22 protein-coding genes and 1 riboswitch are annotated in these 23,437 nt (G+C 43.4%); of the genes, 9 read left to right on the plus strand and 13 right to left on the minus strand.

Translation table 11 applies throughout. From position 1 onward, the window contains the following. Window positions 1-39 precede the first annotated feature (39 nt). The 6 genes from ACQW03_RS06715 to ACQW03_RS06740 all read right to left on the minus strand — a co-directional run bounded on the left by ACQW03_RS06715 (window position 40) and on the right by ACQW03_RS06740 (window position 5,505). Window positions 40-1,041 carry a Gfo/Idh/MocA family protein gene (locus ACQW03_RS06715; RefSeq protein WP_075153781.1) on the minus strand — a complete coding sequence of 334 codons (1,002 nt, stop codon included), beginning with the start codon at window positions 1,039-1,041 and terminating at the stop codon, window positions 40-42. Window positions 1,042-1,238: 197 nt separating this feature from the next. Continuing rightward, window positions 1,239-1,880, minus strand: coding sequence for a deoxynucleoside kinase (locus ACQW03_RS06720; protein WP_013308920.1), 642 nt, complete (start codon window positions 1,878-1,880; stop codon window positions 1,239-1,241). Further along, window positions 1,880-2,500, minus strand: coding sequence for a deoxynucleoside kinase (locus ACQW03_RS06725; RefSeq protein ID WP_023987130.1), 621 nt, complete (start codon window positions 2,498-2,500; stop codon window positions 1,880-1,882). The genes ACQW03_RS06720 and ACQW03_RS06725 overlap by 1 nt, the downstream gene beginning before the upstream one ends. A gap of 146 nt (window positions 2,501-2,646) precedes the next feature. After that, window positions 2,647-3,246, minus strand: a complete 600-nt coding sequence (locus tag ACQW03_RS06730) for a response regulator transcription factor (RefSeq protein ID WP_013308918.1) — start codon at window positions 3,244-3,246, stop codon at window positions 2,647-2,649. Beyond that, on the minus strand, window positions 3,243-4,376 hold the full coding sequence (locus tag ACQW03_RS06735) for a histidine kinase (RefSeq protein ID WP_441948890.1): 1,134 nt from the start codon (window positions 4,374-4,376) through the stop codon (window positions 3,243-3,245). Before ACQW03_RS06735 ends, ACQW03_RS06730 begins: the two co-directional genes overlap by 4 nt. Window positions 4,377-4,443: 67 nt before the next feature. Next, window positions 4,444-5,505, minus strand: a complete 1,062-nt coding sequence (locus tag ACQW03_RS06740; protein WP_071639671.1) for a fatty acid desaturase — start codon at window positions 5,503-5,505, stop codon at window positions 4,444-4,446. Between the two features lie 213 nt (window positions 5,506-5,718). Further along, window positions 5,719-5,803, plus strand: a riboswitch (ZMP/ZTP riboswitch). A 110-nt stretch (window positions 5,804-5,913) separates the two neighbouring features. Between ACQW03_RS06740 and ACQW03_RS06745 the strand changes: the two genes are divergently transcribed. Beyond that, the gene (locus ACQW03_RS06745) at window positions 5,914-6,780 is read left to right on the plus strand and encodes a bifunctional 5,10-methylenetetrahydrofolate dehydrogenase/5,10-methenyltetrahydrofolate cyclohydrolase (RefSeq protein ID WP_441948892.1); all 867 of its coding nucleotides are present in this window, start codon (window positions 5,914-5,916) and stop codon (window positions 6,778-6,780) included. After that, window positions 6,777-7,412 carry a cyclodeaminase/cyclohydrolase family protein gene (locus ACQW03_RS06750; protein WP_023987124.1) on the plus strand — a complete coding sequence of 212 codons (636 nt, stop codon included), beginning with the start codon at window positions 6,777-6,779 and terminating at the stop codon, window positions 7,410-7,412. The genes ACQW03_RS06745 and ACQW03_RS06750 overlap by 4 nt, the downstream gene beginning before the upstream one ends. Before the next feature lie 218 nt (window positions 7,413-7,630). On the opposite strand, the gene ACQW03_RS06755 is transcribed toward ACQW03_RS06750, so the two are convergent. Both ACQW03_RS06755 and ACQW03_RS06760 read right to left on the minus strand, forming a co-directional pair. After that, the gene (locus ACQW03_RS06755; RefSeq protein ID WP_104496661.1) at window positions 7,631-8,623 is read right to left on the minus strand and encodes an ABC transporter substrate-binding protein; all 993 of its coding nucleotides are present in this window, start codon (window positions 8,621-8,623) and stop codon (window positions 7,631-7,633) included. Window positions 8,624-8,817: 194 nt separating this feature from the next. Next, window positions 8,818-9,210 (minus strand): winged helix-turn-helix transcriptional regulator, encoded by a 393-nt coding sequence (locus ACQW03_RS06760; protein WP_025721270.1) that lies wholly within the window; start codon window positions 9,208-9,210, stop codon window positions 8,818-8,820. A gap of 143 nt (window positions 9,211-9,353) precedes the next feature. On the opposite strand from ACQW03_RS06760, the gene ACQW03_RS06765 reads away from it, so the two are divergent. Next, window positions 9,354-10,028, plus strand: a complete 675-nt coding sequence (locus tag ACQW03_RS06765; RefSeq protein WP_023987121.1) for an NAD(P)H-dependent oxidoreductase — start codon at window positions 9,354-9,356, stop codon at window positions 10,026-10,028. Window positions 10,029-10,135: 107 nt separating this feature from the next. Here the strand turns inward: ACQW03_RS06765 and ACQW03_RS06770 are convergent, their stop codons facing one another. The 5 genes from ACQW03_RS06770 to ACQW03_RS06790 form a co-directional block, all read right to left on the minus strand. Next, a complete protein-coding gene (locus ACQW03_RS06770; RefSeq protein ID WP_441948896.1) occupies window positions 10,136-13,045 on the minus strand; it encodes an S-layer homology domain-containing protein in 2,910 nt (969 codons plus the stop codon). Window positions 13,046-13,428: 383 nt separating this feature from the next. Then, window positions 13,429-14,151, minus strand: coding sequence for a hypothetical protein (locus ACQW03_RS06775; protein ID WP_220031435.1), 723 nt, complete (start codon window positions 14,149-14,151; stop codon window positions 13,429-13,431). Window positions 14,152-14,951: 800 nt separating this feature from the next. Further along, the gene (locus ACQW03_RS06780; RefSeq protein ID WP_441948898.1) at window positions 14,952-16,331 is read right to left on the minus strand and encodes an amino acid permease; all 1,380 of its coding nucleotides are present in this window, start codon (window positions 16,329-16,331) and stop codon (window positions 14,952-14,954) included. A 514-nt stretch (window positions 16,332-16,845) separates the two neighbouring features. Then, the gene (locus ACQW03_RS06785; RefSeq protein ID WP_104496666.1) at window positions 16,846-17,292 is read right to left on the minus strand and encodes a GNAT family N-acetyltransferase; all 447 of its coding nucleotides are present in this window, start codon (window positions 17,290-17,292) and stop codon (window positions 16,846-16,848) included. A gap of 49 nt (window positions 17,293-17,341) precedes the next feature. After that, window positions 17,342-17,809 (minus strand): MarR family winged helix-turn-helix transcriptional regulator, encoded by a 468-nt coding sequence (locus tag ACQW03_RS06790; RefSeq protein WP_071639663.1) that lies wholly within the window; start codon window positions 17,807-17,809, stop codon window positions 17,342-17,344. Between the two features lie 197 nt (window positions 17,810-18,006). On the opposite strand from ACQW03_RS06790, the gene ACQW03_RS06795 reads away from it, so the two are divergent. From ACQW03_RS06795 to ACQW03_RS06820, 6 genes are all read left to right on the plus strand, one after another. Next, complete coding sequence (locus tag ACQW03_RS06795; RefSeq protein WP_071639662.1) at window positions 18,007-18,882, plus strand: SDR family NAD(P)-dependent oxidoreductase; 876 nt, start codon at window positions 18,007-18,009, stop codon at window positions 18,880-18,882. 166 nt (window positions 18,883-19,048) lie between these two features. Further along, the gene (locus ACQW03_RS06800; RefSeq protein ID WP_441948901.1) at window positions 19,049-19,729 is read left to right on the plus strand and encodes a hypothetical protein; all 681 of its coding nucleotides are present in this window, start codon (window positions 19,049-19,051) and stop codon (window positions 19,727-19,729) included. Beyond that, complete coding sequence (locus tag ACQW03_RS06805; RefSeq protein WP_441948903.1) at window positions 19,726-21,141, plus strand: phage baseplate assembly protein V; 1,416 nt, start codon at window positions 19,726-19,728, stop codon at window positions 21,139-21,141. Before ACQW03_RS06800 ends, ACQW03_RS06805 begins: the two co-directional genes overlap by 4 nt. A 12-nt stretch (window positions 21,142-21,153) precedes the next feature. Next, on the plus strand, window positions 21,154-22,416 hold the full coding sequence (locus tag ACQW03_RS06810) for a pentapeptide repeat-containing protein (protein ID WP_441948905.1): 1,263 nt from the start codon (window positions 21,154-21,156) through the stop codon (window positions 22,414-22,416). After that, window positions 22,413-22,943 (plus strand): hypothetical protein, encoded by a 531-nt coding sequence (locus ACQW03_RS06815; RefSeq protein WP_199767833.1) that lies wholly within the window; start codon window positions 22,413-22,415, stop codon window positions 22,941-22,943. Before ACQW03_RS06810 ends, ACQW03_RS06815 begins: the two co-directional genes overlap by 4 nt. Before the next feature lie 5 nt (window positions 22,944-22,948). Continuing rightward, window positions 22,949-23,365, plus strand: coding sequence for a DUF4280 domain-containing protein (locus tag ACQW03_RS06820; protein WP_013308879.1), 417 nt, complete (start codon window positions 22,949-22,951; stop codon window positions 23,363-23,365). Window positions 23,366-23,437 lie beyond the last annotated feature (72 nt).

A 23,437-nucleotide genomic window follows, 5' to 3' on the forward strand; every position in this document is an offset into this window, starting at 1 on the left:
GCAGCCCTTTATGCATTGCAATCTTGATCATTCCACTGACTAATGTGCAGAAGTATTTTTCAAATCTGCTTCATAACGAAGGCCGAATTGTTGTCTTGCCTCCTCCATCACTTCAGCGACTGTAAGTGAACACTCCAAGGAGTTAATGGAACTGTTGCGTTCACCACTCTTGATCAAATCAATAAATTCCTGAATTTCATAATACATTGGCTCACGCGTCTGAGCTTTGGTTAGATCCTCAATCGTGCCGTCCCGATAATGAATTTTCACCTCATAGGGCTGACTAATTTTGTCGATCACCATCGTTCCATTCTCACCCTGAATTTCAGCGGGCAGATAGGAATCTGTAATTTTGGAATACATGACGGTAGCATCCATATCAGGATACTTCATCACGATACTGCCCTCGCCATCGACACCAGAGGATAAAAGTACACCAACCGCCCGAACCTCCTCAGGTTTGCCGAACAAAGTCACCATAGGATACAAACAATACACTCCAAGGTCCATCAAGGAACCATTGGAAAAGGCCGGATTAAACGCATTCAATACCTTACCTTGCTTAAAAGCATCAAAGCGTGAGGAGTATTGACAGTAGCTTGCAAAATAACGCCGAACCCGGCCTATTTTATACATATGATCCTTTATTATTTTAAAGTTAGGCATAAGTGTGGATTTAACGGCCTCCATCAGCAGAACATCGTTGTTGCGCGCGGCTTCGATCATGCTCTTCACCTCTGCTGTATTAGACGCAAAAGGTTTCTCACACAACACGTGCTTTCCGTGATTCATACATAAGATCGCCTGCTCCGCATGTAAGGAATTGGGGCTGGCAATATATACGGCATCGACCTGATCACTTGCGGCCATTTGCGCCAGATCTGTAAAAACCTCCGGCTGGCTATTATATTTGTCAGCAAAAGCTTTGCCCTTATCCTCTGTGCGTGAGTACACCGCCGTCAGGGAAAATTCGTCCGTCTCCATCGCAGCTTGAATAAACCTCTCTGTTATCCAGTTGGTTCCAACAATACCAAAACGCATCACAGTATCCCATCCTTCCCGTGAGTCATTACAATTCATATGTACCTATTCTCGCATTCCAGCCTAAACTTGTCCACTATACCGTTAGTCATATCTCATGCTTTAACATGTTCATTCGACAAAAAAAGACTGTAGTCTATCAGCATGATTTATACTGATTGTACCACAGTCCCTGTTATTTATTTGGGGTTATATCTCTATTTTTTTGATATCACTTTTCCTACTTCTTCCAAAATGGCATCCATGGAAGCTGGGTCGTGTACATCATATTCATCAATGTTCAGACGCAGTACAGGACAGGCATCAAATTCGTTGATCCAATTGGAATATCTGCGATGCATTTGCTCCCAATAAGAACGCTCGGTCTGGATCTCCATCTCGCGACCGCGCTCCTCAATCCGACTCAGTATGGAGGGCAAGCTGCCTTCCAAATAGATCAACACATCAGGGTGCGGGAAAAACGGTGTCATCACCATCGCCTCAAACAGGCTAGTATACGTTTCATAATCGGTAGGGTTCATCGTTCCCTGATCGGCATGCATTTTCGCAAAAATGCCTGTGTCCTCATAAATAGAACGATCCTGCACAAAACCTCCACCAGACAAGAAAATATTCTTTTGTTCCTTGAAGCGTTCCGCGAGAAAATAAATTTGCAAATGAAAGCTCCATCTTTCGAAATCGTGATAAAATTTCTCCAGATAGGGATTATGATCGACCTGCTCCAAAGAGGTTTTAAAACCAAGGCGTCCGGCCAAAGCACCAGTCAGCGTGGATTTACCTACACCCACTGTACCCGCTACCGTAATCAGGGCATTCGCAGGAATATTGTAATTATTCACTATATAAGCTCCTTTACATCGGAAACAATTTGTTTAAATTGTGCCTGATTTTCTACAAAATCAATTTCATTCCCGTTCACGGTCAATATACGAGGGGAAGGGGACTGTTCAGCGAGAAACTGAATGCCTTTATCATAATCTATTATCAATTGCTCCAGATAGGCGGGGTCCATCTCCTGTTCAAAAGAGCGTGCACGCTTGCGAATTCTCCCAAGCAAGGTATCCAAATCTGCTTTAATATAAATGATAATGTCCGGCTTAGGCATATCATCTGTGAGCAGATGATAGATTTGACGATATTTTTCGAGCTTCACACCCTTAAGCGTACGTTCAGCAAAAATTAAGTTCTTGTAGATATGGTAATCAGAAATAACGGGCTGAGCTTTCTCGATATATTGCAGACCAGTATCCTCCAACTGCTTATACCGATTGCAGAGAAAGAACATTTCCAGCTGAAAACTCCACTCATCTATATTTTGATAAAATTTATCGAGAAATGGGTTCTCCTCGACAATCTCTTTGATTATCGGTAAATGTAGCTCGGTTGAAAGCATCGAAGCTAACGTCGTTTTACCTGCTCCGATTGGCCCTTCAACGGCTATAAATGGGGCTTGTTTCATGCAGTTCTGCTCCTCCTTGTACTCCAGTCCATCCTGTGGACAACTATCCTATTGTATCACAAGGTAGTACGCTAAAGGCATACCAAATCTATGGATAAAACAAAAAAAACAGAGCGCTACATTTTGCTTCATAGCGTCCCTGTTTCTCATTTAAACCAACCTTTTTCATTAAAACGTGTAATTGCCTCGATCCGGTTACTGACACCCAGCTTATCGAGAATGACTGAAATATAATTGCGCACCGTCCCTGTCGTTAAATACAGTTCACCAGCAATCTCTTTTGTATTCTTTCCGTCAGCGATGAGCGCTAAAACGGTCTTTTCACGCTCTGTTAGCGGGTTGACTTCGGCATAAGCATCATCGACTAGTTCTGGAGCGTAAATACGTCGACCTGCCATAATACTTCGAATGGAGGAAGCCAGCTCTTCACTAGGACTGTCCTTGAGCAAATAACCGTGTGTCCCCGCCTTGATCGCTCGTTCAAAATACCCGGGGCGAGCAAACGTAGTTAAAATCAGTACCTTGCAGTTCAAGGCTTTGAGTTCCTCAGCCGCATCCAATCCGCTCTTAATCGGCATTTCGATGTCCATAATGCATATATCTGGCTGGTGCAGCTTCACCAGTTCTATAGCTTCTTCCCCGTTGCTTGCTTTTCCGACTACTTTCATGTCCTCTTCCAAGTCTAGCAGGGAGGCTAGAGCACCCAGCAGCATACGCTGGTCCTCCGCGATAACAATTCGAATCATGGCCCCACCTCCTCATTCGGCTTTTCAGTGATATTGGGCACTTTAATGACCAAGGTCGTTCCCTGATCTGAACGCAGCTCCATACATCCGTTCACGAATTCGAGCCTTTCCTTCATTCCTTTCAGGCCATTTCCCCGAAAGGCCCCATTTTCCCCCGTAGCACCGACTCCATTATCCTGAATCCGAAGGGTTAATTCCTTACGAGACGGCTCAATAGTGATGGAACAAGCGGTGGCTCCACTGTGCTTAACCACATTTGTCACTGCTTCCTTCATACACATACTAAGTACATTTTCATTCATTAATGATGTATGCTCCAGCTTCGGGTCGCCCTCCAAGGTCAATTCAATGTGAGCAGCCTTTAAGATCTGCCGAATACGTAACAGCTCATCCTCTAGTCGCATACCGCGCATTTGAGTAACCATTTCCCGCACCTCTTTTAACGCGCTTCTCGCCGTGAGACGAACATCGTTAATTTCAGCATGAGCCCGCTCCGGGTACTGATCCATCAGTTTGCCCGCCAAATCGCTCTTCAACCCGATGAGTGACAGCTTCTGACCTAAGGTATCGTGCAGATCACGCGCAATTCTTTGCCGTTCCTCCAGCTTAATCAATTCCGATATTTTCTTATTGGCATCCTCTAATTGGACCTGGAGCCGATCGCTTTTGTTGCGATTAAAATTCGTAATCGGAAGGAGAATCACACCGATCAGATTGAGCAGGATAAAAGGAATCTGTTTAATAAAGACGGGATTCTGAGATACAAAACCGTAATTGATCAATCCAATCGTAATAACCATTAAAATTATATACAGCGTCGTAAATGCAGCCTTACTTTTAATATTACCGATCAAATAGGCGATAAATATGGAAAAATACATATAGCTAAACAGCAGTGTCATGGTAATCGATATGGCAATCTGTACACTGGTCCAAAAGTATATGAGCCAGCCTTTTGAGACAAAAGCCAATACATAACATGCAAAGAATACCAAAATAATAGCAGTACCCAGAATAATATGACTTGTAGATGAAGAGCTAAAGTAGTAAAAGGGCAGGATATAAAAGACGACCCACACATAAGGGCTAATCCCTGTATTTCTTTGGAAAATCTGATACCATTTTTGCATCCTGCCACCCTCTTCTACTTCACATGACTTATATCCCTTATCTTATCATACCAAGTTTTGTACAAAGTTATTTTCTTTCTGTGCTTACAACAGGTGTAGGGATGGGTTTCGTAACTGCAACACGTTTGCTGAGGAGCGGCTTCACTTGTTTAAAGGTCAAAAAGGTTTTCGTATTTTCATCCCAAAGTCGGAACTTCAAAGATTGCAGACTGCTACTCACTGTGATCGTGGTTGCCTTTTGAAGTAACGGTGTCGCTTCATGCGCTTTTTCCAAATTATAATTTGGCACTTTAGGACTCAAGTGATGAACGTGATGAAATCCGATATTGCCCGTAATCCATTGCAATACTTTAGGAAGCTTGTAGTAAGAACTGCCTTCTACGGCTGCATTAATATAACTCCACTCTTCATCATGCTCAAAATACGAATCCTCAAATTGGTGTTGTACATAGAACAGCCAGATTCCCAACATACCAGATACAAAAAAGATAGGTGCCTGTACGAGAAGGAAGGCCTGCCATCCAATAGCCCATGACAACAGTGCGTACAATACAACGATGGATATATTCGTCACATAGGTGTTCATTTTTTCCTTGCGTTTGGCTGTCTTGATATTAAACCGGTAGGAAATCAAAAAAGTATAGATCGGACCTAGTCCGAACATAACCCAAGGATTTCGATATATGCGATAGGCCAACCGTGTCCATGTGGAAGCCTCTGTGTACTCTTCTACTGTAAGCACCCACATGTCACCTGTGCCTCTTTTATCCAGATTACTGCTGGTTGCATGGTGGATCGCGTGACTATTTTTCCATTGGTGATAAGGACAGAGCGTAATAATGCCTGTAATCGTTCCCACAATGTCGTTCAGCTTGCGGCTTTTGAAGAAGGATTGATGACCACAATCATGAAAAATAATAAACGTCCGTACCACAAACCCCGATGCAACAATGGCAATTGGAAGTGTGAGCCAGTACGAAACCGACAGACTAAGATAAGCAGCATACCACAATAGGATCAGTGGACCCAAGGTATTGATGAGTTGCAGAACGCTGGATTTTGTGTTTATTTTCTCATAGGGAGCCATATTTTTTTTCAATTGGGCTAATGGGAGTTGTGTCATACTCATTAAGATCCTCCTTTAAAATGACGCCTATACCTTGATCCTGTTAGGCGTACATGTTGATCTAATCTCAGTATAAGGTAAAGCCTCTAGGCGCTGTAGTCATAAACGTCAGCTCGGGTATATGACATCTGTCATATAGACAAGTAACACAACCCGTTTTCCAAATGTTCGCGGGTTTCTTTTCTGATGATTATTTGTTAAAATATAAGACATAATAACGCTGTATGTGACTGGCGAAGTCAGTGGAATGAACCACGAGGGAGCATACAAAAAAAGCGTACCGTTCGCCTGGGAGAAGTATTTGCAGAGGATTCGTCTGTCTTGACGACCTTGTGCAAATACTTTTTTTCGTTTTAAGACCATGACACCCTGTTGATAAATCATGCGATAAATTCAGAGGAGGCTCGGACGATGGCTATAATCATGAAATCCAAAGAAGCAGCTGAGCAAGTATATGCAACGATCCGTTCACAGGTAGAAAAAATGAAGCAGCAAGGACACCGTCCCCATCTGGCGGCCCTATTGGTAGAAGGCGATCCGGCATCTGCATACTATGCACGGACCAAGCAAAAAATAGCGGAGAAGCTGGGCATCTCATTTCATCTCCATACTTTTGATCGTCATGTTAGCGAAGCCGAGCTACTGCACCTGATCGGCAGACTGAACGATGCATCCCATGTACATGGCATTATGCTGGAACTGCCGCTTCCCCAACATCTTTCTGCCTCCGTTATTAAACAATCCATCGCCCCCTACAAGGATATTGATGGAATAACACCTGATAACAAGCTGGCTACCGTAACAGGTGACGCCGGACTATATCCCGCAACACCTCAAGCCTGTATCGAGCTGCTCAAGCATTACGGTCACACCTTGGCAGGCAAAAATGTCACTCTCGTGGGCATCGGGCAGACAGTGGGACTTCCCCTTTTCCACATGTTGCAAAGAGAAAATGCCACCGTTACCGCCTGTCATGCAGGTACGCGTGATATTGCAGAGCATCTGAGCCATGCAGACATTGCCTTCGTTGCAGTCGGATGCCCTGATGTGATTACGCAGGATATGGTCCATCCTGGTCTGATTCTCGTGGATGCAGGAATTAACGAGACGCTGGAAGGAAAAATCGTGGGTGACGCTGCTTCAAACGTGGGTGAAAAGGTACATGCCATTTCTCCGGTTCCCGGCGGTGTTGGCACCTTAACGACTGCGATTTTGTACAAAAATCTGCTCAAAGCGATACATCTGCAACACTACTCCAGAGAGGTGGTCTATTCATGAGTGAACTGTCGTGGAACAATTCCATCGGACATTTTCTGAAAGAGGCTGCAAGTGCAGCGCCTACCCCCGGCGGAGGAAGTGTATCCGCATTGGCTGCGGCACTAGGCGCGGCTATGACCTCCATGACCGCCAACCTTTCACAAGGAGAAAAATATGCGCACATCCATGAACAAATCACGGATGTCATTAGTAGCATGGAAAGATTGTCTACACATTGTGAGGAACTAATGGTCGCAGACATCCAATCCTTTGAACAGTACATGACCGCACTGCGCTTGCCCAAGGAAACAGACGAAGAAAAGCGCTATCGTACCCATTCCTTACAGACAGCGGTGATCGCTGCCATTGAGGTACCCATGCGTCTGCTGGAAGTATGCCGGGACGGATTATCGCAAGCCTATAACATTGTGGAAATGTCCAATAAAAATGTGATTTCGGATCTTGGCATCGGCGCGATCCTGTTCGAAGCAGCAGCTCAATCTGCCCTGCTTACCGTCGACATTAACCTTGCTTCGCTGAAAGACTTGGACGTCAAATACTCCTATGAGACCAAGACAGCCGCACTCATCCGTGAAATCGGACAAATCAAAGACCAAACCTTGTTGATGGTGCGCAGTCGAATAGCGAATTAGTCTGCTCATAACCGTGTTTAACCTGTTCCAAAACATTTCTTCAAAAAATAACTGATTGGATACAAAAAGAAGATACTATCGAAATTACGACGAAATAGTAAATAAAAAACCAGTCCAAACATGATTCATGTTGGACTGGTTTTTATTGCTAGATACTGCGTATATTATACGAATTCCTATCTGTTTTGGACAATTCGTCACAACGCAGAATCTCACACCTATTGTTTAGCTTTATTCTCTTTTTCTCTTTCGACCAGCATATCTACGATCATATCAATTTGCCCGGTAATAGCGATTGGATCATAGCGATAATATGTATCAAAATCGTTAAAGAACACTCTATTGTTCTTTACCGCAGGAAGATTCCCCCACACAGCGGACGATTTCAGTTGCTTGAGCGCGTCACCCTTTTTCTCCGGGTCATACGTAGTCAGGAACATATAATCTGCGTCATACTGTGGCAATACCTCCATCGAAAGCTGCACCGTTTGTTCCTTGGAGTTAGCTGTTTTCTTTGGCATGTTCAGTTTGAGCGCATTGTACACAGCTTGACCGCCCCGCCCCGCATTGTCGCCAAAGATCCAAAGTGCGTTTTTGTCCGTCAGCTCATACAGACCGAAAGTCGCCTTTTCGTCAATCACACCTTTAAGACGTGCGCGACCTTCAGCGGCCTTTTTATCAAATGCAGCAATAAATTGCTCAGCCTTCTCCTTTTCCCCGGTGATATCGCCGAACAGCTTGACCGTATCATAGATATTAGTCGTCGTACCGTACGGAATGTACAGGGTAGGTGCGATTTTTGAAAGAGCCTCATAATTCGTATCCTTCATAACCACGATCAGATCGGGTTTGAGTTCCAGCGTCTTTTCCAAATTGGTCGGATCACCCACCTCTTTGGTTCCTTTTTCCTTCAGCAAATCGGTCAGAAAAGGATTTTGAAACGCAGTCGGCTCCACACCCACCACGTTAGCACCCACGGACAGCAATTCTCCGCCGTAAAAATCCGTTACAATGCGCTGGGGCTTAGCAGGAATTTGAATATCCCCTTTAACCGTTTTAAAGCTTCTAGTCTCTCCAGTAGTAGCCGACTCTTGCTTATCTCCTGAAGATGAAGCCGGATTACTTCCATTGTTATTTCCGCCGCAAGCGCTGATGAATACAGACAATACAAGTAACATAGCTGTCATCATAAAATACGATTTTCTTTTCAACTGATTAGCCCCCTATATATTGTGAAGATGATCTTCCCGATACACATGATAATGATTATCAATATCGTAAGAAATATATCAAGCGTCGTCCTTACTGTCAACTGAAAAACGAACTTTGCATCATTTCACTTTAAAAATGAAAAGACCTGCCAAAATGATGGCCAGGTCTTTTTTCGTGGAGCCGTCTCAAAAACCTACACATTGGGGCTAGGTTGCTGAAGGCTGCTTTCTGGTGGTCGCTGTTTTGTTTTATATTCTTCTCCCCAATCCTTCATCAGGTTAATAATCGGGATCAGCGTTTTTCCAAATTCAGTTAGAGAGTATTCGACCTTAGGAGGAACCTGTTGGTAGACTTCACGGTGAACGACTCCGTCCTCTTCCAGCTCACGCAATTGGAGTGTCAGCATACGTTGAGTAATTCCCGGACAGATCCGCCGAAAATCACTAAATCGCTTAGTCCCATACATAAGATGATATAAAATAATCCCTTTCCATTTGCCCCCAATCACGTCCAGCGTGAACTCAACTGGACACGCCTGATCATTTCCAGCGGTACATTCCCCAAAGCCGCCTTTCCGATTGCGCATAGGCTTTTCTCCTCCTTGGTATCATTTTATATACTACAGCACATTAATGTGCGTACTTCAAAAACGATCATGTATATTCTAATATTAAGCATGTCACTTGGTAAGCGTCAATTTTAATCACATCCATAAGGAGTGGAATAACGATGGAAACCTTAACTACTACTAAAGATCAAATCTTATCTGCATACGAGTTCAGACATGCAACGAAGGAATTTGATAGCCATAAGAAAATTAGCGATTCTGACTTCGACTTTATTCTTGAAACAGGCCGTTTATCCCCGAGTTCGTTTGGCTTTGAACCCTGGAAATTTGTTGTCGTTCAGAGTAACGCTATGCGTGAGAAGCTGCTGCCTTACTCTTGGGGGGCCCAAAAACAACTGCCAACAGCCAGTCATTTTGTACTCATCCTCTCTAGACTTCCTGAAGATATGGTAGCCTCCTCCGATTATATCAAGAGTATGATGGAGAACGTGCAGCAATTACCCGCTGAAGTGATTCAAGGCAGAGAGAAAGTGTATGATGCCTTTCTCAAATCAGATTTTGGGCTGGAGGAAAATAAAAGAGCCTTGTTCGAGTGGGGCTGCCGACAAACCTACATCGCACTGGGTAACATGATGACTGCCGCAGCTCAAATCGGCATTGATTCCTGTCCTATCGAAGGTTTTAATAAACAGGAAATCGAACGCATCCTCTCCGAAGAAGGCATTATGGATGCCGAACATTTCGGTATTTCCTGTATGGTGGCATTTGGATACCGTCTGAACGAGCCGCGAGGCAAAACCCGGCGATCTGTAGATCAGGTTATTGAATGGGTGTAAAACCTTTTCTCTAAAACAAAGGGGCGTCCCACAACCATTTCCATGGCTGTTGGGACACCCCCTTTTCATAAAACCTCAAGTCTTAAAAATTCTGTCATTCCAAACCCTTACTGATAGTTTACTTCTTCTGCAAAGTAAATCTCCTTCAAACGATCCTTTACGCGCTGAATTTCATCTGCTGTTAACGGAGCTGTAGGATGCAGCTTAAAGTTCCTTCCAGTGACATAGCTTACATCCGTGTTCTTATCCAGATTGTATGCCATCTTCGGAACCGGACTTCGGGTATAGTCAGTAAAGTCAATAATGGACCATGCCGCATCTCCATCCTCCTTGGATAAAATAATCCGCTGTGAGGCGTTTTCAGTCCACAAGTAACGCAGATTGGCTGGTGAATTATTGGAGTCCATAACTGCCTTAAAGCCTGAGCCTCTAAACATGAGCGAAAACTCCGTATGATCATTACTCAATCCAGCTACCGATTCATAAATCTGTTTCAGCCCGTCCACGCCCACAATCTCAACCTCACGGTCAACAGGGAAGTGATTCACAAAGTTCTCCCATATTTGAGACATGTTATGGTTTTTGGCAAGCCAGTTGACATCCAAAATAATGGACATGTAGTTTACTGTATTCAAACGTTGATACGGGTTATCTAAATACTGCTGCGCTATATACAGTTGTGGTGCCGCATCCGTTTCGGTCACATATGGATCGCCCGGATGGAGAGTCCAACGTGAGGAATCTTTGGTATAACGTGATCCAATCGGATCAATCGTAATCGAGTTCATAAATACGATACCGCTATTATTTGTAAGCCCCTGTGCCGGAACAATCGGATTATCCTTATGGGACCAGTAAGGCATCAAAGGTGACCCCTCACCATACATGTTGTTCACATTATACTGTGTAGCCGACCACCCCATCGCTGAGGTGATCTTAAAATGATCCTTAAGCCATTGGGCCTGCTCAGGATTCACCGTAAAGCCGGTCAATGATTTAGGCAGATACTTTCGATATTGGTCTGTATCCATGCTTTCAAACACCGAAGGTGATCCCAACGAACCAGATTGGTGCAGCTCATTGAGTGCATTATAACGATACATATACAACCACTCGTTCATCTGTGCTTCCCATTCAGGGAGACCAAACAGATTATTCGGATACCCATCCAAAATCCCGACTTCATCGCCATACTGATCCACGTATTCCAAAACCTTTTTAAGCTGCGGACGATTTGATTCCACGAAAATAAATCTATTTTCCATGGCCCACGTCACTTTTACGTTGGGACCAAAGTGATCCATCAGTAATTGACGTGACTGCTCAATTTGCTCTACCGTGGTCGTACTGCCCGCATCTTTTCCCTGCAGCATCATGGAGATAGCAAAATATTGCTTTTTGCGTGCTCCTGGTACTACAGTTAACTCGGCATCGGATATAAAGTGAATTCCCTGAGAGGGTGACTCAACCTCAATCTTGAATGGAATGACAGAGTTCAATACAGGAATCAGATGCAGATTGGCAATATTTCCATCCTCGTCAAATATCCCTCTGGAATCCTCTATCCGAAGCTTTAAATCTGACGGCAATAGACCGGACGGTATGACCTCTCCCTTTGCATTTTGAAATACATAGGGCATGCTCCAGCCATCAGGGTCTAGAGTCGTGGCCTGTGGAATGGTGTACGTCGCCAAGTATACGGACCTGATTACACTCGGGTCCTCTACCGGAGGAGTCATTCCTTTCACGATCAGCTTGGTCTGTGCTTTAAGCACCTGATGGGGTTTAGCAATGATGACTTCCATCTCTACAGGAATGTAACCATCAGCAGCAGGTATATTTTCGGAATGCGCAATTTTCCCATGTTCATCAAATACACCTAATGTGTCACTAAATGTGTAAGTAACACTTGTGACGCTTACAGCGGGAATGCTTACCAAGTGCCCTTTATTGTAGAGATCAAAGGACAGCTGATACGAAGGATACGTTTCCGGTTGATTGACCAACTCGGGCGCCTTGATTACGACCTCATCCACTAGAAAATCCGAAGAATGGTCCGGTGGTTCTGAGGGAGTCACTGGTGTCACTGGCGGTATGACTGGTGGTGTCACTGGTGGTGTCACTGGTGGTTTGGGACCGGGATCTGGTCGCACAACTGGCGGTTCCGGGTTCGGCTCTGTAGGTGTTACCGGAGATACCGGTGGATCGGGTCTTGGACTGTGGCCTTTAGGCTCTTCGATCTCCGGATTCGCACGCTGGTGACTAATTTCTGGCGCCAGGTCGACCACGATCTTCTTCGATTCCAGTGGACTGGCTAGCTGATTCGTCGTTGCAGTTCCATTTCCTAATGACTCCAGCAAACGCTTGGCACGTTCTCTCAGACCGTCGCCACCTAGCCATATCCGATACGCTACCAGTGTAGCATCCTGCCGTCTCACAGACTCTTTGGGATGGAAATAATGATTCGTATCCCCCTCGATCAGCTCCAAACGTTCCATCAGCCATACGCTCGTTTGTGCATAGTCTGATATATCAGACTGATCCACAAAACTGGATCTATCGGAAGCGCGGGTATCTTCAGAGACACCGAAATACCTGGCATACCACACTGCCATATCCTGACGAGTCATATTGTGTTTTGCACCAAATAACTGATCACTAATTCCTTTGGTAATGTTCTCTGCTTGCAAGGTCTGCACATAGGACAGAGCCCACGGTGACACATCACTAAAAGGAGTAATGCTTTTGTTAACCGAAGTTCGTTTTAAGGTTTTAGCGAAAATACTCGCCCATTCCTGCCGCGATATAAAATGTACAGGTCGAAAACTACCATCCTGATAACCCGTAACATACCCTTGAGCAGCCATGGCTTCAATTGCATCAGCTGCGTAGGAATGTTCAATATCGTTAAAGGCCCTGTCTGCAAAAACAGGCACAGTATGTATACAGAACAACCAAACAGCCAGTAAAGCAGCGATGTACTGCCTAATTTGTTTTAACTTTTTTTCACATTTCATATTATTTTGGATTCTTGCACCTCCTTTACAATATAGCATCAGGTTACTTGCACCTGGACTTCTGTGTAAATTCCGAAAATTATTTCTTTTGTTTTCAAACGGATTTCATTTCAATTAACACCAAACTGTATATACTTGAATTATCGGAATAATATCCCTAGGATTGAATAAAGACAGCAAAAAAAGTAGTTATAGATTACGGCTCCATCCGTAAAATTGTCATTATTTTAAAGGCATATATCCCGATCTTTTAAAATGGTTTTCATTGGGAATTAAATTTCCATCATTTTTTTCATTACTAAATTTTCTAATGCGAGCATCACAATAAAAAAGATAACATCATGTATAAAGCACCATACACAATGTTATCTCTTCTTTTGTTTTTATTGGCTATCTCCATCATCTGTTGATTCTTTGTTGCCAGCACCATTTAAAACATAATAATAACCTTCTGAAATCCCATCTTGCGGATAAGCTGCAGGATCTTCGCTGGTTACTTGACCTACAAGCTCCCGATTGTTAAACGTGTGAGGACCTTCCTCTATTAGCGCCTCAGCAGACATCCCACTGATAAGTCTTACGGTACTGGACCAGAATGTAACTAAATATATATCGTTAGCATTAAATTGAAAGCGTCCTTCACTGGGTGTCCCCTCATAAAACAGCTCAGACAAAGAAGCCGCTTCTGACCCTCTCATAAAAATTTGAATATCACTAGTTCCATTCCATCTATGAGGAATTCCGCCTCTTGGATTTATATACTCTACAACCTCAGGCTCTTGATCGCGAAGAAAATCAGTAACTGTAAATTTGTACACATCATCCGTTATACTCTCGGTTACAACTCCAGTTGTTTTCCCTGTTTTATAGCCACTAAAATCTCCATACACATTTGGGGTTTGACTTAAAGCTGCAAAAAACCTTTCCTGATCCATATATTCGACTCTTCCAGGTACCGCAGTCAATCTATATGTCCTGACCTCAGTGCCCTTGTACTTATCCCAAGTATATTCTGTAGCTGCATAAGATACTCCACTATTCCAGCTCACAGATGCCACCATGAGAATACCTATCATCAATAATAATGGCCATTTTTTCAACACTATACCCTCAACCTCTTTCTCCAAGTACACTCAAATCATTATTAGCATTATAGCTTTTCAATAATTCTATTAACAGTTAAATATTAGAAGAAAATAAGTTCAATCATAAATACTTGAACATGGAATGTATGAGTATACCTTCGCATTCTCTCTTGTAGCTTAGTCTGTATTATTGCTCACAGCAGCATCCACACCAGCCTGTCCCGTATTGTCCAAATTGGTGGTCTATGTAGTTGTTGCTTCTTGGAGTCATCGCCTGTGCTCTTTACCTATTAGTGCTACTTACAGTCGGATGGTTCTTCGCTTAGCGGGTACCATTCTCCCTCCTTTTTTTGTATTTATTTGAAGTCCCACGGTCTGACCTTTAAAATATATAATGTACTAGGCGTTATATAGGAAGGGGGAACTTATCTATGTTTAAGAAAATGGATATTTACAGAATCCTCACTTTAATATTTGCTGTAGTTGTTATGATCTCTTCCTCTTTATCACTCGCATACCCAGACACCTATAGGGACTCATACAAAATCGCGCAATTTTTTCTAGGGTTTATATTTTTATTTTCTGGAATTACAGAGTTTAAGGCTAACCGTAAGAGTATAGCAATAATGAACTTCTCAGTTTCCCTTCTCACTTTTTTTGTCTCTATATTTACACTTGTAGTGCGAACAGGATAACCACACGGTTCTATACCTCAGTAACAACCCTCCCATAGCCCTCTCCCTCGTCATGTAAAAGAAAAGCCGAGCGAACTCAGGATCATCTGAATTGCGCTCGGCAAATGTTACGTATTTAGCAATCTTTTAGTTTTCCTCTAATTCTTCAATTCTCTGCCGCTTTCCTATGCCAAAGACAAAATATCCAACAATGACGATCGCCATGAATGATGCCCCGACAATCAACGACAAGCGTGTGTCTGGATTAAACCACATTCCAACGATCACAAGCAACAAAAAGACAATGGTGATGTAATTACTGATCGGAAAAAAACGAGACTTAAAGGTGTGATCCTTCATTTCGTCCTTCCACTTTTTCCTGAATTTAAATTGGCTGATGGCTAATGCAAACCAAGGCACCATACCCGGGAGAACACTGGCGCTGTAAATGTACAGAAACAGTTTGGAATCAGGCATTAGGTAGTTAAATAACACTCCTACCAGCAGCAAAGAAATGGTCGTAATAATACTATTTCTAGGAACACCGCTTGGGGAAACTTTCCCGAAAAACTTGGGAGCTTGTCCGTTCTTAGCTAATGTATATAACATTCTGCCCGCGCTGTAAATACCACTGTTGCAGCCGGACATCGCAGCTGTAAGTACAACAAAGTTAATGATACCCGCAGCAGCCACAATTCCTACCTTGGCAAAAGTCAGAACAAATGGGCTACCGATCTCGCCTATTTGGTTCCAAGGATAAATCGTAACAATAACAAAGATTGCACCCACATAGAAAATCAAAATACGCCAAATGATGTTTTTAATAGCTTTTCGCAGTGTCATTTTCGGATTTTCAGCTTCACCTGCCGTAATACCTACCATCTCTATCCCTTGGTAAGCCGCTGTTACAATGCAGAGTGCAAATAGAAACCCTTTCAAACCACCTGCAAAGAAGCCGCCATGGCTGTACAGATTGGATAGACCTATCGGTTGTCCACCGTTACCGAGTCCAAAGAAGATCATCCCCGTACCCACTACTAGCATGAAGATGATGGCGACAATCTTAATCATCGCAAACCAAAACTCAAATTCTCCATAAAATTTCACAGCCGCCAAATTGGCCAATGCAATAATAATCACACCTGCCAAAGCCGGCAACCATTGCGGGATATCTGGGAACCAGTAGCCCACATATACCCCAATCGCAGTGACTTCCGCCATCCCTACGGTAACCCACAAAAACCAATAGCTCCAGGCGGTCAAGAAACCGGCTAAAGGGCTGATATATTTATGAGCAAATGTAGCGAATGAGCCTGTCACCGGTTCAAGAATCAGCATTTCCCCCATGATCCGCATGACAAAAAACATAATAATCCCAGCTAAGAGATAAGCCAGCAGCACTGAGGGACCTGCCCATTTTATCGTACTTGCCGATCCCATAAACAAACCGACGCCAATCGTACCTCCAAGCGCAATCAACTCAACGTGCCGTGGCTTTAGCCCTCTCGTTAATTGTTTCGATTCCAAAAGAACGCTCCCCTTCGTATATGTTCATCATCAAACGCTAATGATCCGGAAAACTGTCCCCAAACATTATTAACTTTTCAGACTGACGTGGTCGTGAGTGAACGACTACAAAGTAGTTCCACGATTCGTAAATATACAAGAAAACCACGTCCTATTTACCGTCCAAACCTTACTGTTTCTAAGACCGAGTCCGTAGCATTAGATGAATTGTATGACAAAAAACGCCTAAATACAACTGCTAATTAGCAGACATTTTTATGCATGAAATGGAAAGGAAGGCTATTCATATTTTCTGAACAATGGTCAATTTAATGCAATGCATTAGAGTGCTAAACAAACATATTTCTTCAATGATAAATATCACGATATTAAGTCTATTTGAAACCTGAGATGAAGATATAACTGGTCAATGGATTGATGCAAGTCGCAGATCTCATCTAAAATTGAAGGGTTCAAAGCCTAGCTAAAGATCAGGCTTTTGAACCCACTTATTCAATGTTGAATGAATATGTATTTATTTGAGTTTTTTTATAAAATTTTTCTGATCCTTGGTAAACATATAGCCACGTCGTTCATAGAACCTGTGAGCCTGTATCCGACTTGGGTGAGATAACAGTTTGATCCCAGAAAATCCATGGGACTTTCCCCACTGTTCAAGACGCTCAATCAACATGCTACCTATACCTTGATTTCTATACTTTTCTTTTACAACAAAACCTAGTACATTTACCAAAGATTCAGAAAAAAGTAATTCATATGGGTTTCCATGAATATATCCTAATACCTCGTTATTTTCTTCATAAACAAAGATCATATCTTTTGATTCCTTTGTAATCAATTCAATCTTCTCTTTTACTTTTTCTTCAGGAAATAGATATAGATTGGGGTTGAAATCTTGGTTCAACAAATAAATATCATGATAATCAGATACCCTAATTTCCCTAACATTTTTTTCTTTCACTTTTGAATGCCCCCTATTTTCATCATACGATGCTTTATGTCTAAACTCATTAATCCTCGCAATCTTGACCGTTAAAACAATTCAGCATCCCAATAAATGCTTCAAGTTTGGAATCCTCCCATGTTGAAATACGTTGATAAAACTCATTTTCTTTTTCTTTTAAAGCTTCCAAGGCTTTTTCACGACCATTAGCTGTCAGGGATATCAACACTCCCCGGCGATCCTCAGGGTGAGTTTCACTTTTTACATAATCCAATTGCTTAAGCTGAGTAACAAGACGGCTGACAGAGCTTCGATCCATAGCGGTGGATTCCGCCAAAAATGTAGCGCTTGCCGGGCCGTTCGAAAGAAGACAGCGTACGATCAGAAAAGCCGCAGGTTGTAATGATGGATCGAAAAGTGCCGCAGTTCTTACATTGAGTGCATGTGACGCGCTTATAAGTGCATTAAGTTGTTCACCAAGATTCAGTTCTAATTGCTCTCTTGTAGAATTTGGATGTTTATTTTTACTATCCATATGTCTCCACCTTATTTGAATGAGTTCGAATATATTTGACATATATCAACCAAAATACATATACTTGATATATGTCAATCATATTTTCAACTTTGGTAAGTGTCAAGCAGAAGATCTACAGTATAAAGCATCCACAACCGTAAAGCGTAGACATGAATAAGCATGTAATTGGATCGAGAATTTGGAGGATGATGTATATGTCGACATACCCGATTATTGTAATCACTGGTGCTACTAATGGTCTTGGACAATGGGTAGCAATTGAATTAGCCCGACGCGGAGCACATCTAGTCTTAACAGCCAGAAATGAAAAACGTGCTGAAACGACTAGAAATATTCTGAGAGACCTAGCGCCAAGTACAAAGGTAGACTTTTTTTTCGGGGACCTGTCTCTCATGAAAGATGTCAAACGTATTGGGGATGAAATTAAAGCTAATTATCCAAAGATTGATGTATTAGTGAACAATGCTGGATTACATGGGTTTGAACAGCGAATAACCTCAGAGGGTTTGGCAGAAATGATAGCAGTCAACTATCTTGCCCCGTGGCTGTTAACGCATACACTACTCAATTTACTAATGGAATCCACAAATGCTAGGATCGTCAATGTAGCTTCTGAAGCGTCACGCAACCATGGTGAATTAAAATTACCGGAGGATTTAATAGATACATCTGCATTTACCGCAAGAGGTTCATCTAAGATATACGGAAAGACTAAACTTCTTAATATCATGTTTTCAGAAGAACTTGGACGTCAGTTGGATGGAACTGGGATCACAGTTAACGCACTTAATCCAGGGTTTAACGTAACCGGCCTTGGTCGTGAGTTAGGATTTTCTTCGGTACTTGCAAAAATATTGAACGCTTTGCATATCGGAGACCCACGGAGAGGAGCAGAAATTATTGTTCGTTTAGCAACAGAACCCCAATATCAAGAAGTGACAGGTGGATATTTTAATGTTGGCACTGGTAAGCCGATTGTGCCGACATATCCTGGTGGGGATAGCAAGATGCAACGCCTACTTTGGAATACTACTACCGAATTATTGCGACAAAAAGGGGTTATGGAATGAAATAGGACCTAATATCGAACAAAGCTCCTCCAACAAATGGTTCATTTTGTAAACTAAATCTCTCTTTTAACCGATAAATACATATGCTGGTTCTGTACTTAAATATCTCCTCCCATCTTTACATATTCAAGTACAAACGCGCATTTTTCCTAAAAGGGGACTTTCTATGAACTATCTAGACGAGCATATACTTAGCCTCAAAGCTAAAATGATGGATCAAAAGACAACTAATAACGATAATGTGAAATCCACCTCAGCTCAAACCCAAAAATCGGAACAGGACGGTTCCATGTTTGAAGAAACAAAGCTACTTCATATTGAAAATGATTATCTCACGCTGGAGCCCATTACAATACTAGACGGAGAGATTGGTTTCTACATCCCCAAGTCCTTTACTCCTATGCCAATGGAGCAAGCTATAATCAAATATCCTTCAGAGCATCGACCAAAGGTCATTTATACCTCGTCTGAGGAGACCATCAATATCACTTTTAATCCTACAGATACTGCTCTGGAAGCGGAAGAGTTGCCTGATTTTGTAGAGCAAATGGCGGATATTTTACGGTCTGTACAACCGATTCGCAACTGGTTAGGCACCGAAATGGTCACCAACGGTTCCGGACTTTCAGTTGGACAGATTCGTTTTGTGGCGGCGGGGATCGACGGTAATCTATACAACGAAATGCTCCTCTTTATCCACAATGGACGAGTTGTCATAGGTTCCTTTAGCTGTCTGGAGGCAGATCTCGAAGTCTGGTTACCTGTAGCAGAATACTGGGTTCAGTCCCTTTCTGTCCTTCCACCCTCCATCTATTCTACAAATGAGAAAGGAATGACTACACCATGAGTCTGGGATACGATCAAATTCAAATTCACCCTTATGAACAAATTGATCTGGAGGAGCTTACCTTAACGAAAAAAATCAATGAGCATACTCGGCTTTATTTTACAGGTATGATCCCCGAAGACTTGCAAGACAGTTATGTGGAAACGACAGAAAAAAATACCATCATTGAAGTCAGCCAACAAGATGAATCTGGCGCAAGCAAACCGCTATTTAGTGGGATTGCCCTCTCGGTCGAGGTAAAAGTCGTGCGAGGTGTGTACTATCTGGAGGTGGAAGCTATTTCCCATACTTACCGGATGGACATGAAGCAGCGTACTCGTTCTTTTCAGTATACGAAAATGACGATTCCTCAAATGCTGGAGCACATAGGTAAGGACTATGAAGGACTGGATGTGATCGACGGGGCTACCGGCGGAGAAGCCATCGGACGGCTTGCCATTCAGTATCAGGAGACAGACTGGGCGTTTTTAAGACGCATAGCCTCCCGTTATCATACGAGTCTGATGCCTGTAGCCCGTTTTGACAGTCCCAAATTTTATTTTGGTATTGAGGACAGCCCTGCACAGGCGATACTGGATCATACCCGTTATACCGTACGTAAGCAATTGCTTCCTTTTCGTTATTTTCAGGAGAATGAGCAAACCCAACTGAGTGAACACGATTTTATTTTTTATGAGGTAGAAACGGATGAGGTACTCGACTTGGGCGCTCAGTTGAATTTTCAGGGGCATAACCTATATGTGATGGAAGCCTACACCGCCATGAGTCAAGGACTGCTGCGGCATCAGTATGTGCTGGGTTCTTACCAAGGATTTCGACAAAAAAGCTACTACCAGGATAAGCTGGCGGGAGCCTCATTAAGCGGTATTGTGCTGGACGTACGTCAGGATCAGGTGCGCATTCATCTGGATTGTGATGAACAACAGGACACAAACCAAGCACACTGGTTCAACTATTCTACTGTGTACAGTGGCGGTGGCCATACCGGCTGGTATGTCATGCCAGAAAAAGGCGATTCAGTTTCCCTCTATTTCCCCGGTAGTCGGGAAGAAGACGGCGTTGCAGGTAGTGCCGTGAGAAGGGCAGATCGCAAGAGTACGCATAACCATTTTTCCAATCCGCAAATGAAAATATGGCGTACCCCGCATGGCAAGGAAATTCGACTGGGACCGGATGAACTGGTCGTTACAGGTAAGGACGGCGCTATTTATATCAAACTGGACGATAAAGAAGGCATTCATATTGCGAGCAGCAAACAGGTGAATATTACGGCGGGAGGCAATCTCAGCCTGTCTGCGGGAAAGACGATGAGTCTGTCCGCAGGTAGCCAGCTCCGTATGGATTGTAATGGCAGTCATATTGAATTAAGCGGATCGGCGGATATGAAAGGCAGCGAAGTGAAGTCGAATTAAGGATGATTAGAAATGGAAAAGCAAACAGATGTGTTAGATCAGCAACAAGCGGCTCTTCATCAGGCTTGGTCTTTCATTCGCAAAGAATGGGCGTTGAAATGTACATCAACACAAACACAAAGATTACAGCATATAGTAGAACATTTTCGCGCCTTTTGTGAGCTGGTTCGGCAAAAACAACTCACAGGTCGTAAAGGTCATATCGGTTACATCACCTACTCTATGCTGCGCACCACATGGCTTGAACAGAAGCCCGTTTATCTTGTTGAAGCTACGGATACCTTATGGATGCTTGATGCTGAGCCCGTTCAGTTGGAGTACGATGCAAGTTGGATTTTTCTCTATTGGACTCAATTACGTGAACAGCTTGGGGCTGAAACTTTGAAGCAACAAGTCTCCCTTTCCGAACTTGAACTGGAACAGATCATGTTGGAAGCAGCGGGATATCTTCATACGATGATCGTTAGTCTGGTTCGTCAGGCTATGAAGCAAGCAGTCCACCTACCAGAGTTTGAGGCGTTGGATCGTGAAGAAGCTTTTGAGATTCGCGTCGGAGAGTATATGGATCATAGTGTCTCCGTGTATCGGGAAGATCAAAGACCCGTGGATGCAAACATAATAAAGTCTTGGCTGGAGGAAAAAGAAGAATCGGCCTACAGCTACCAAGCACTGTCTCAAGTTCAACTGTCAGATGGAAATTACAGTTCCTTGGATTTTCGCTATACAGTCTTTCGCCAGATCGGGATGCAACAAAGTCGATTGCATCAATGCATCCTCGTAGGTACGGTATGGCAAGAAGCTCAGCTAGATGGAACCGACTTTTCGCACAGCCTGCTTCATGGAGCCGATTTCAGTGGCTGTTCCCTGCAAGAGGCTGTACTGGATAAAGTTATAAGCAATAGCGAATATGGATCGGATGCTTGGCTGGATTGGGAACCGTTAGGATTGGATGGAGTGAATTTTACAAGAGCTAATTTACAGGGAGCTAGTTTTCAACATGCACAGCTTCAAGGAGCTACTTTTCAAGATGCCGCGCTGCAAAGAGCTTTATTTAACGGCGCGGATCTAACAGGTGCCTGCTTTGTAGGAGCCGATGTTACTGACGCTTCTTTTATAGGTGCATGTTTAGTAAAAGCTAATTTTACAGGAGCAAAACTACACCGGGTAAGCTTTACAGATGACCAACTAAGCGAAGCTATTGGCCTTACTGCTATAGAAGCGCCCCTGGCTACACAGATAACAGATGCAGTGAGTAAAGGGGAGTGGTTGTCATGAGGTATTACCGACTCATGGTGGACGAGCGCGTAAAGCATCGGGTGGAGACTGCGCCCCTGTCTCCCTTGCAGGTGGAAGATATCCTTTCGAGTCATACCTTTCAGCCGGAGGACACTCCCCTGTTTTTAACAGTACATACAGATCCACGAACCGTATATCCGGATTTTCTGGAGTTCCCTTTGCCACTGGTTTCAGACTCCATGAAAGCCCTGTTGGAAAAATATATGCCGGAGCTGGAATGGAAGGTCGCTATACTTACCGATTTTCAGAAAGCCAGGCAGGATGTGTACTGGGTACTGCGTCCACCTGTGGTGGATTGTCTTTCCTCACAAACCGAGTGGTATCCTGACCACACCTTGAAGCAATTGGTACTTAAACACAGGAAAATCGAATCGTCTATATTTCGGATTGCCGGCTTGTTGGAAGCACATATCTATATCAATCTCGCGGTAGCGGAAAGTCTACTGCGTCGTCCATTTACAGGTGTTCGTGTGCAAAAAGTAGAGATGGCCACAAAGGAGGAATAATCCGTATGGAAGAAGCAAGTGTGCAGCCTGGAACAGGTGCGAAAAAAAGCTATGTCGTGGCAGGTGCGATTTTAAGCTGTAGTTACGGTACACAGCCTACGCGTTTGAAGCGCCCTTTTAGCCATGGGGTGTATGTCAAAAATAAAGCTCAGATGAATATTGGAGATTATGTGCCCGGAGTGAACATAAAATCTTTTGGGAATTGCTCCAGTCCGCTGAATCCGGCTGTGCAAGCCAGTGAGATGGTCGATATTTATGGGGTGAAAAAGGCACCGTGTATTCCTGTCCTTACGATGCCTTGGCTGAACGGAAAAAGCGACATGCGCATCGAAGGCCAGCCTGCTCTTACGCAGAACTGTACGCATCAATGTCTTTATTGCGGACACATACAGATCGAAAATGACGGTCAGGAACTGGATTAATCAGTCGCAACCTACCACTATAAAAACAAAATGCGTTGGTGAGAGATTGGCTATCTTCTCCACCAACGCATA

Origin of the sequence: Paenibacillus sp. DRB1-1 (assembly GCF_052119485.1) — a bacterium.
In the GTDB taxonomy this organism is placed as follows: Bacteria; Bacillota; Bacilli; order Paenibacillales; family Paenibacillaceae; genus Paenibacillus; species Paenibacillus polymyxa_B.

Bases quoted from the DNA above. Each gene is read 5' to 3' on its own strand.
- ACQW03_RS06715 (WP_075153781.1), bottom strand. From the start codon at position 1,041: ATGCGTTTTGGTATTGTTGGAACCAACTGGATAACAGAGAGGTTTATT.
- ACQW03_RS06725 (WP_023987130.1), bottom strand. From the start codon at position 2,500: ATGAAACAAGCCCCATTTATAGCCGTTGAAGGGCCAATCGGAGCAGGT.
- ACQW03_RS06730 (WP_013308918.1), bottom strand. From the start codon at position 3,246: ATGATTCGAATTGTTATCGCGGAGGACCAGCGTATGCTGCTGGGTGCT.
- ACQW03_RS06735 (WP_441948890.1), bottom strand. From the start codon at position 4,376: ATGCAAAAATGGTATCAGATTTTCCAAAGAAATACAGGGATTAGCCCT.
- ACQW03_RS06740 (WP_071639671.1), bottom strand. From the start codon at position 5,505: ATGAGTATGACACAACTCCCATTAGCCCAATTGAAAAAAAATATGGCT.
- ACQW03_RS06745 (WP_441948892.1), top strand. From the start codon at position 5,914: ATGGCTATAATCATGAAATCCAAAGAAGCAGCTGAGCAAGTATATGCA.
- ACQW03_RS06750 (WP_023987124.1), top strand. From the start codon at position 6,777: ATGAGTGAACTGTCGTGGAACAATTCCATCGGACATTTTCTGAAAGAG.
- ACQW03_RS06760 (WP_025721270.1), bottom strand. From the start codon at position 9,210: ATGCGCAATCGGAAAGGCGGCTTTGGGGAATGTACCGCTGGAAATGAT.
- ACQW03_RS06765 (WP_023987121.1), top strand. From the start codon at position 9,354: ATGGAAACCTTAACTACTACTAAAGATCAAATCTTATCTGCATACGAG.
- ACQW03_RS06770 (WP_441948896.1), bottom strand. From the start codon at position 13,045: ATGAAATGTGAAAAAAAGTTAAAACAAATTAGGCAGTACATCGCTGCT.
- ACQW03_RS06790 (WP_071639663.1), bottom strand. From the start codon at position 17,809: ATGGATAGTAAAAATAAACATCCAAATTCTACAAGAGAGCAATTAGAA.
- ACQW03_RS06795 (WP_071639662.1), top strand. From the start codon at position 18,007: ATGTCGACATACCCGATTATTGTAATCACTGGTGCTACTAATGGTCTT.
- ACQW03_RS06800 (WP_441948901.1), top strand. From the start codon at position 19,049: ATGAACTATCTAGACGAGCATATACTTAGCCTCAAAGCTAAAATGATG.
- ACQW03_RS06805 (WP_441948903.1), top strand. From the start codon at position 19,726: ATGAGTCTGGGATACGATCAAATTCAAATTCACCCTTATGAACAAATT.
- ACQW03_RS06810 (WP_441948905.1), top strand. From the start codon at position 21,154: ATGGAAAAGCAAACAGATGTGTTAGATCAGCAACAAGCGGCTCTTCAT.
- ACQW03_RS06815 (WP_199767833.1), top strand. From the start codon at position 22,413: ATGAGGTATTACCGACTCATGGTGGACGAGCGCGTAAAGCATCGGGTG.
- ACQW03_RS06820 (WP_013308879.1), top strand. From the start codon at position 22,949: ATGGAAGAAGCAAGTGTGCAGCCTGGAACAGGTGCGAAAAAAAGCTAT.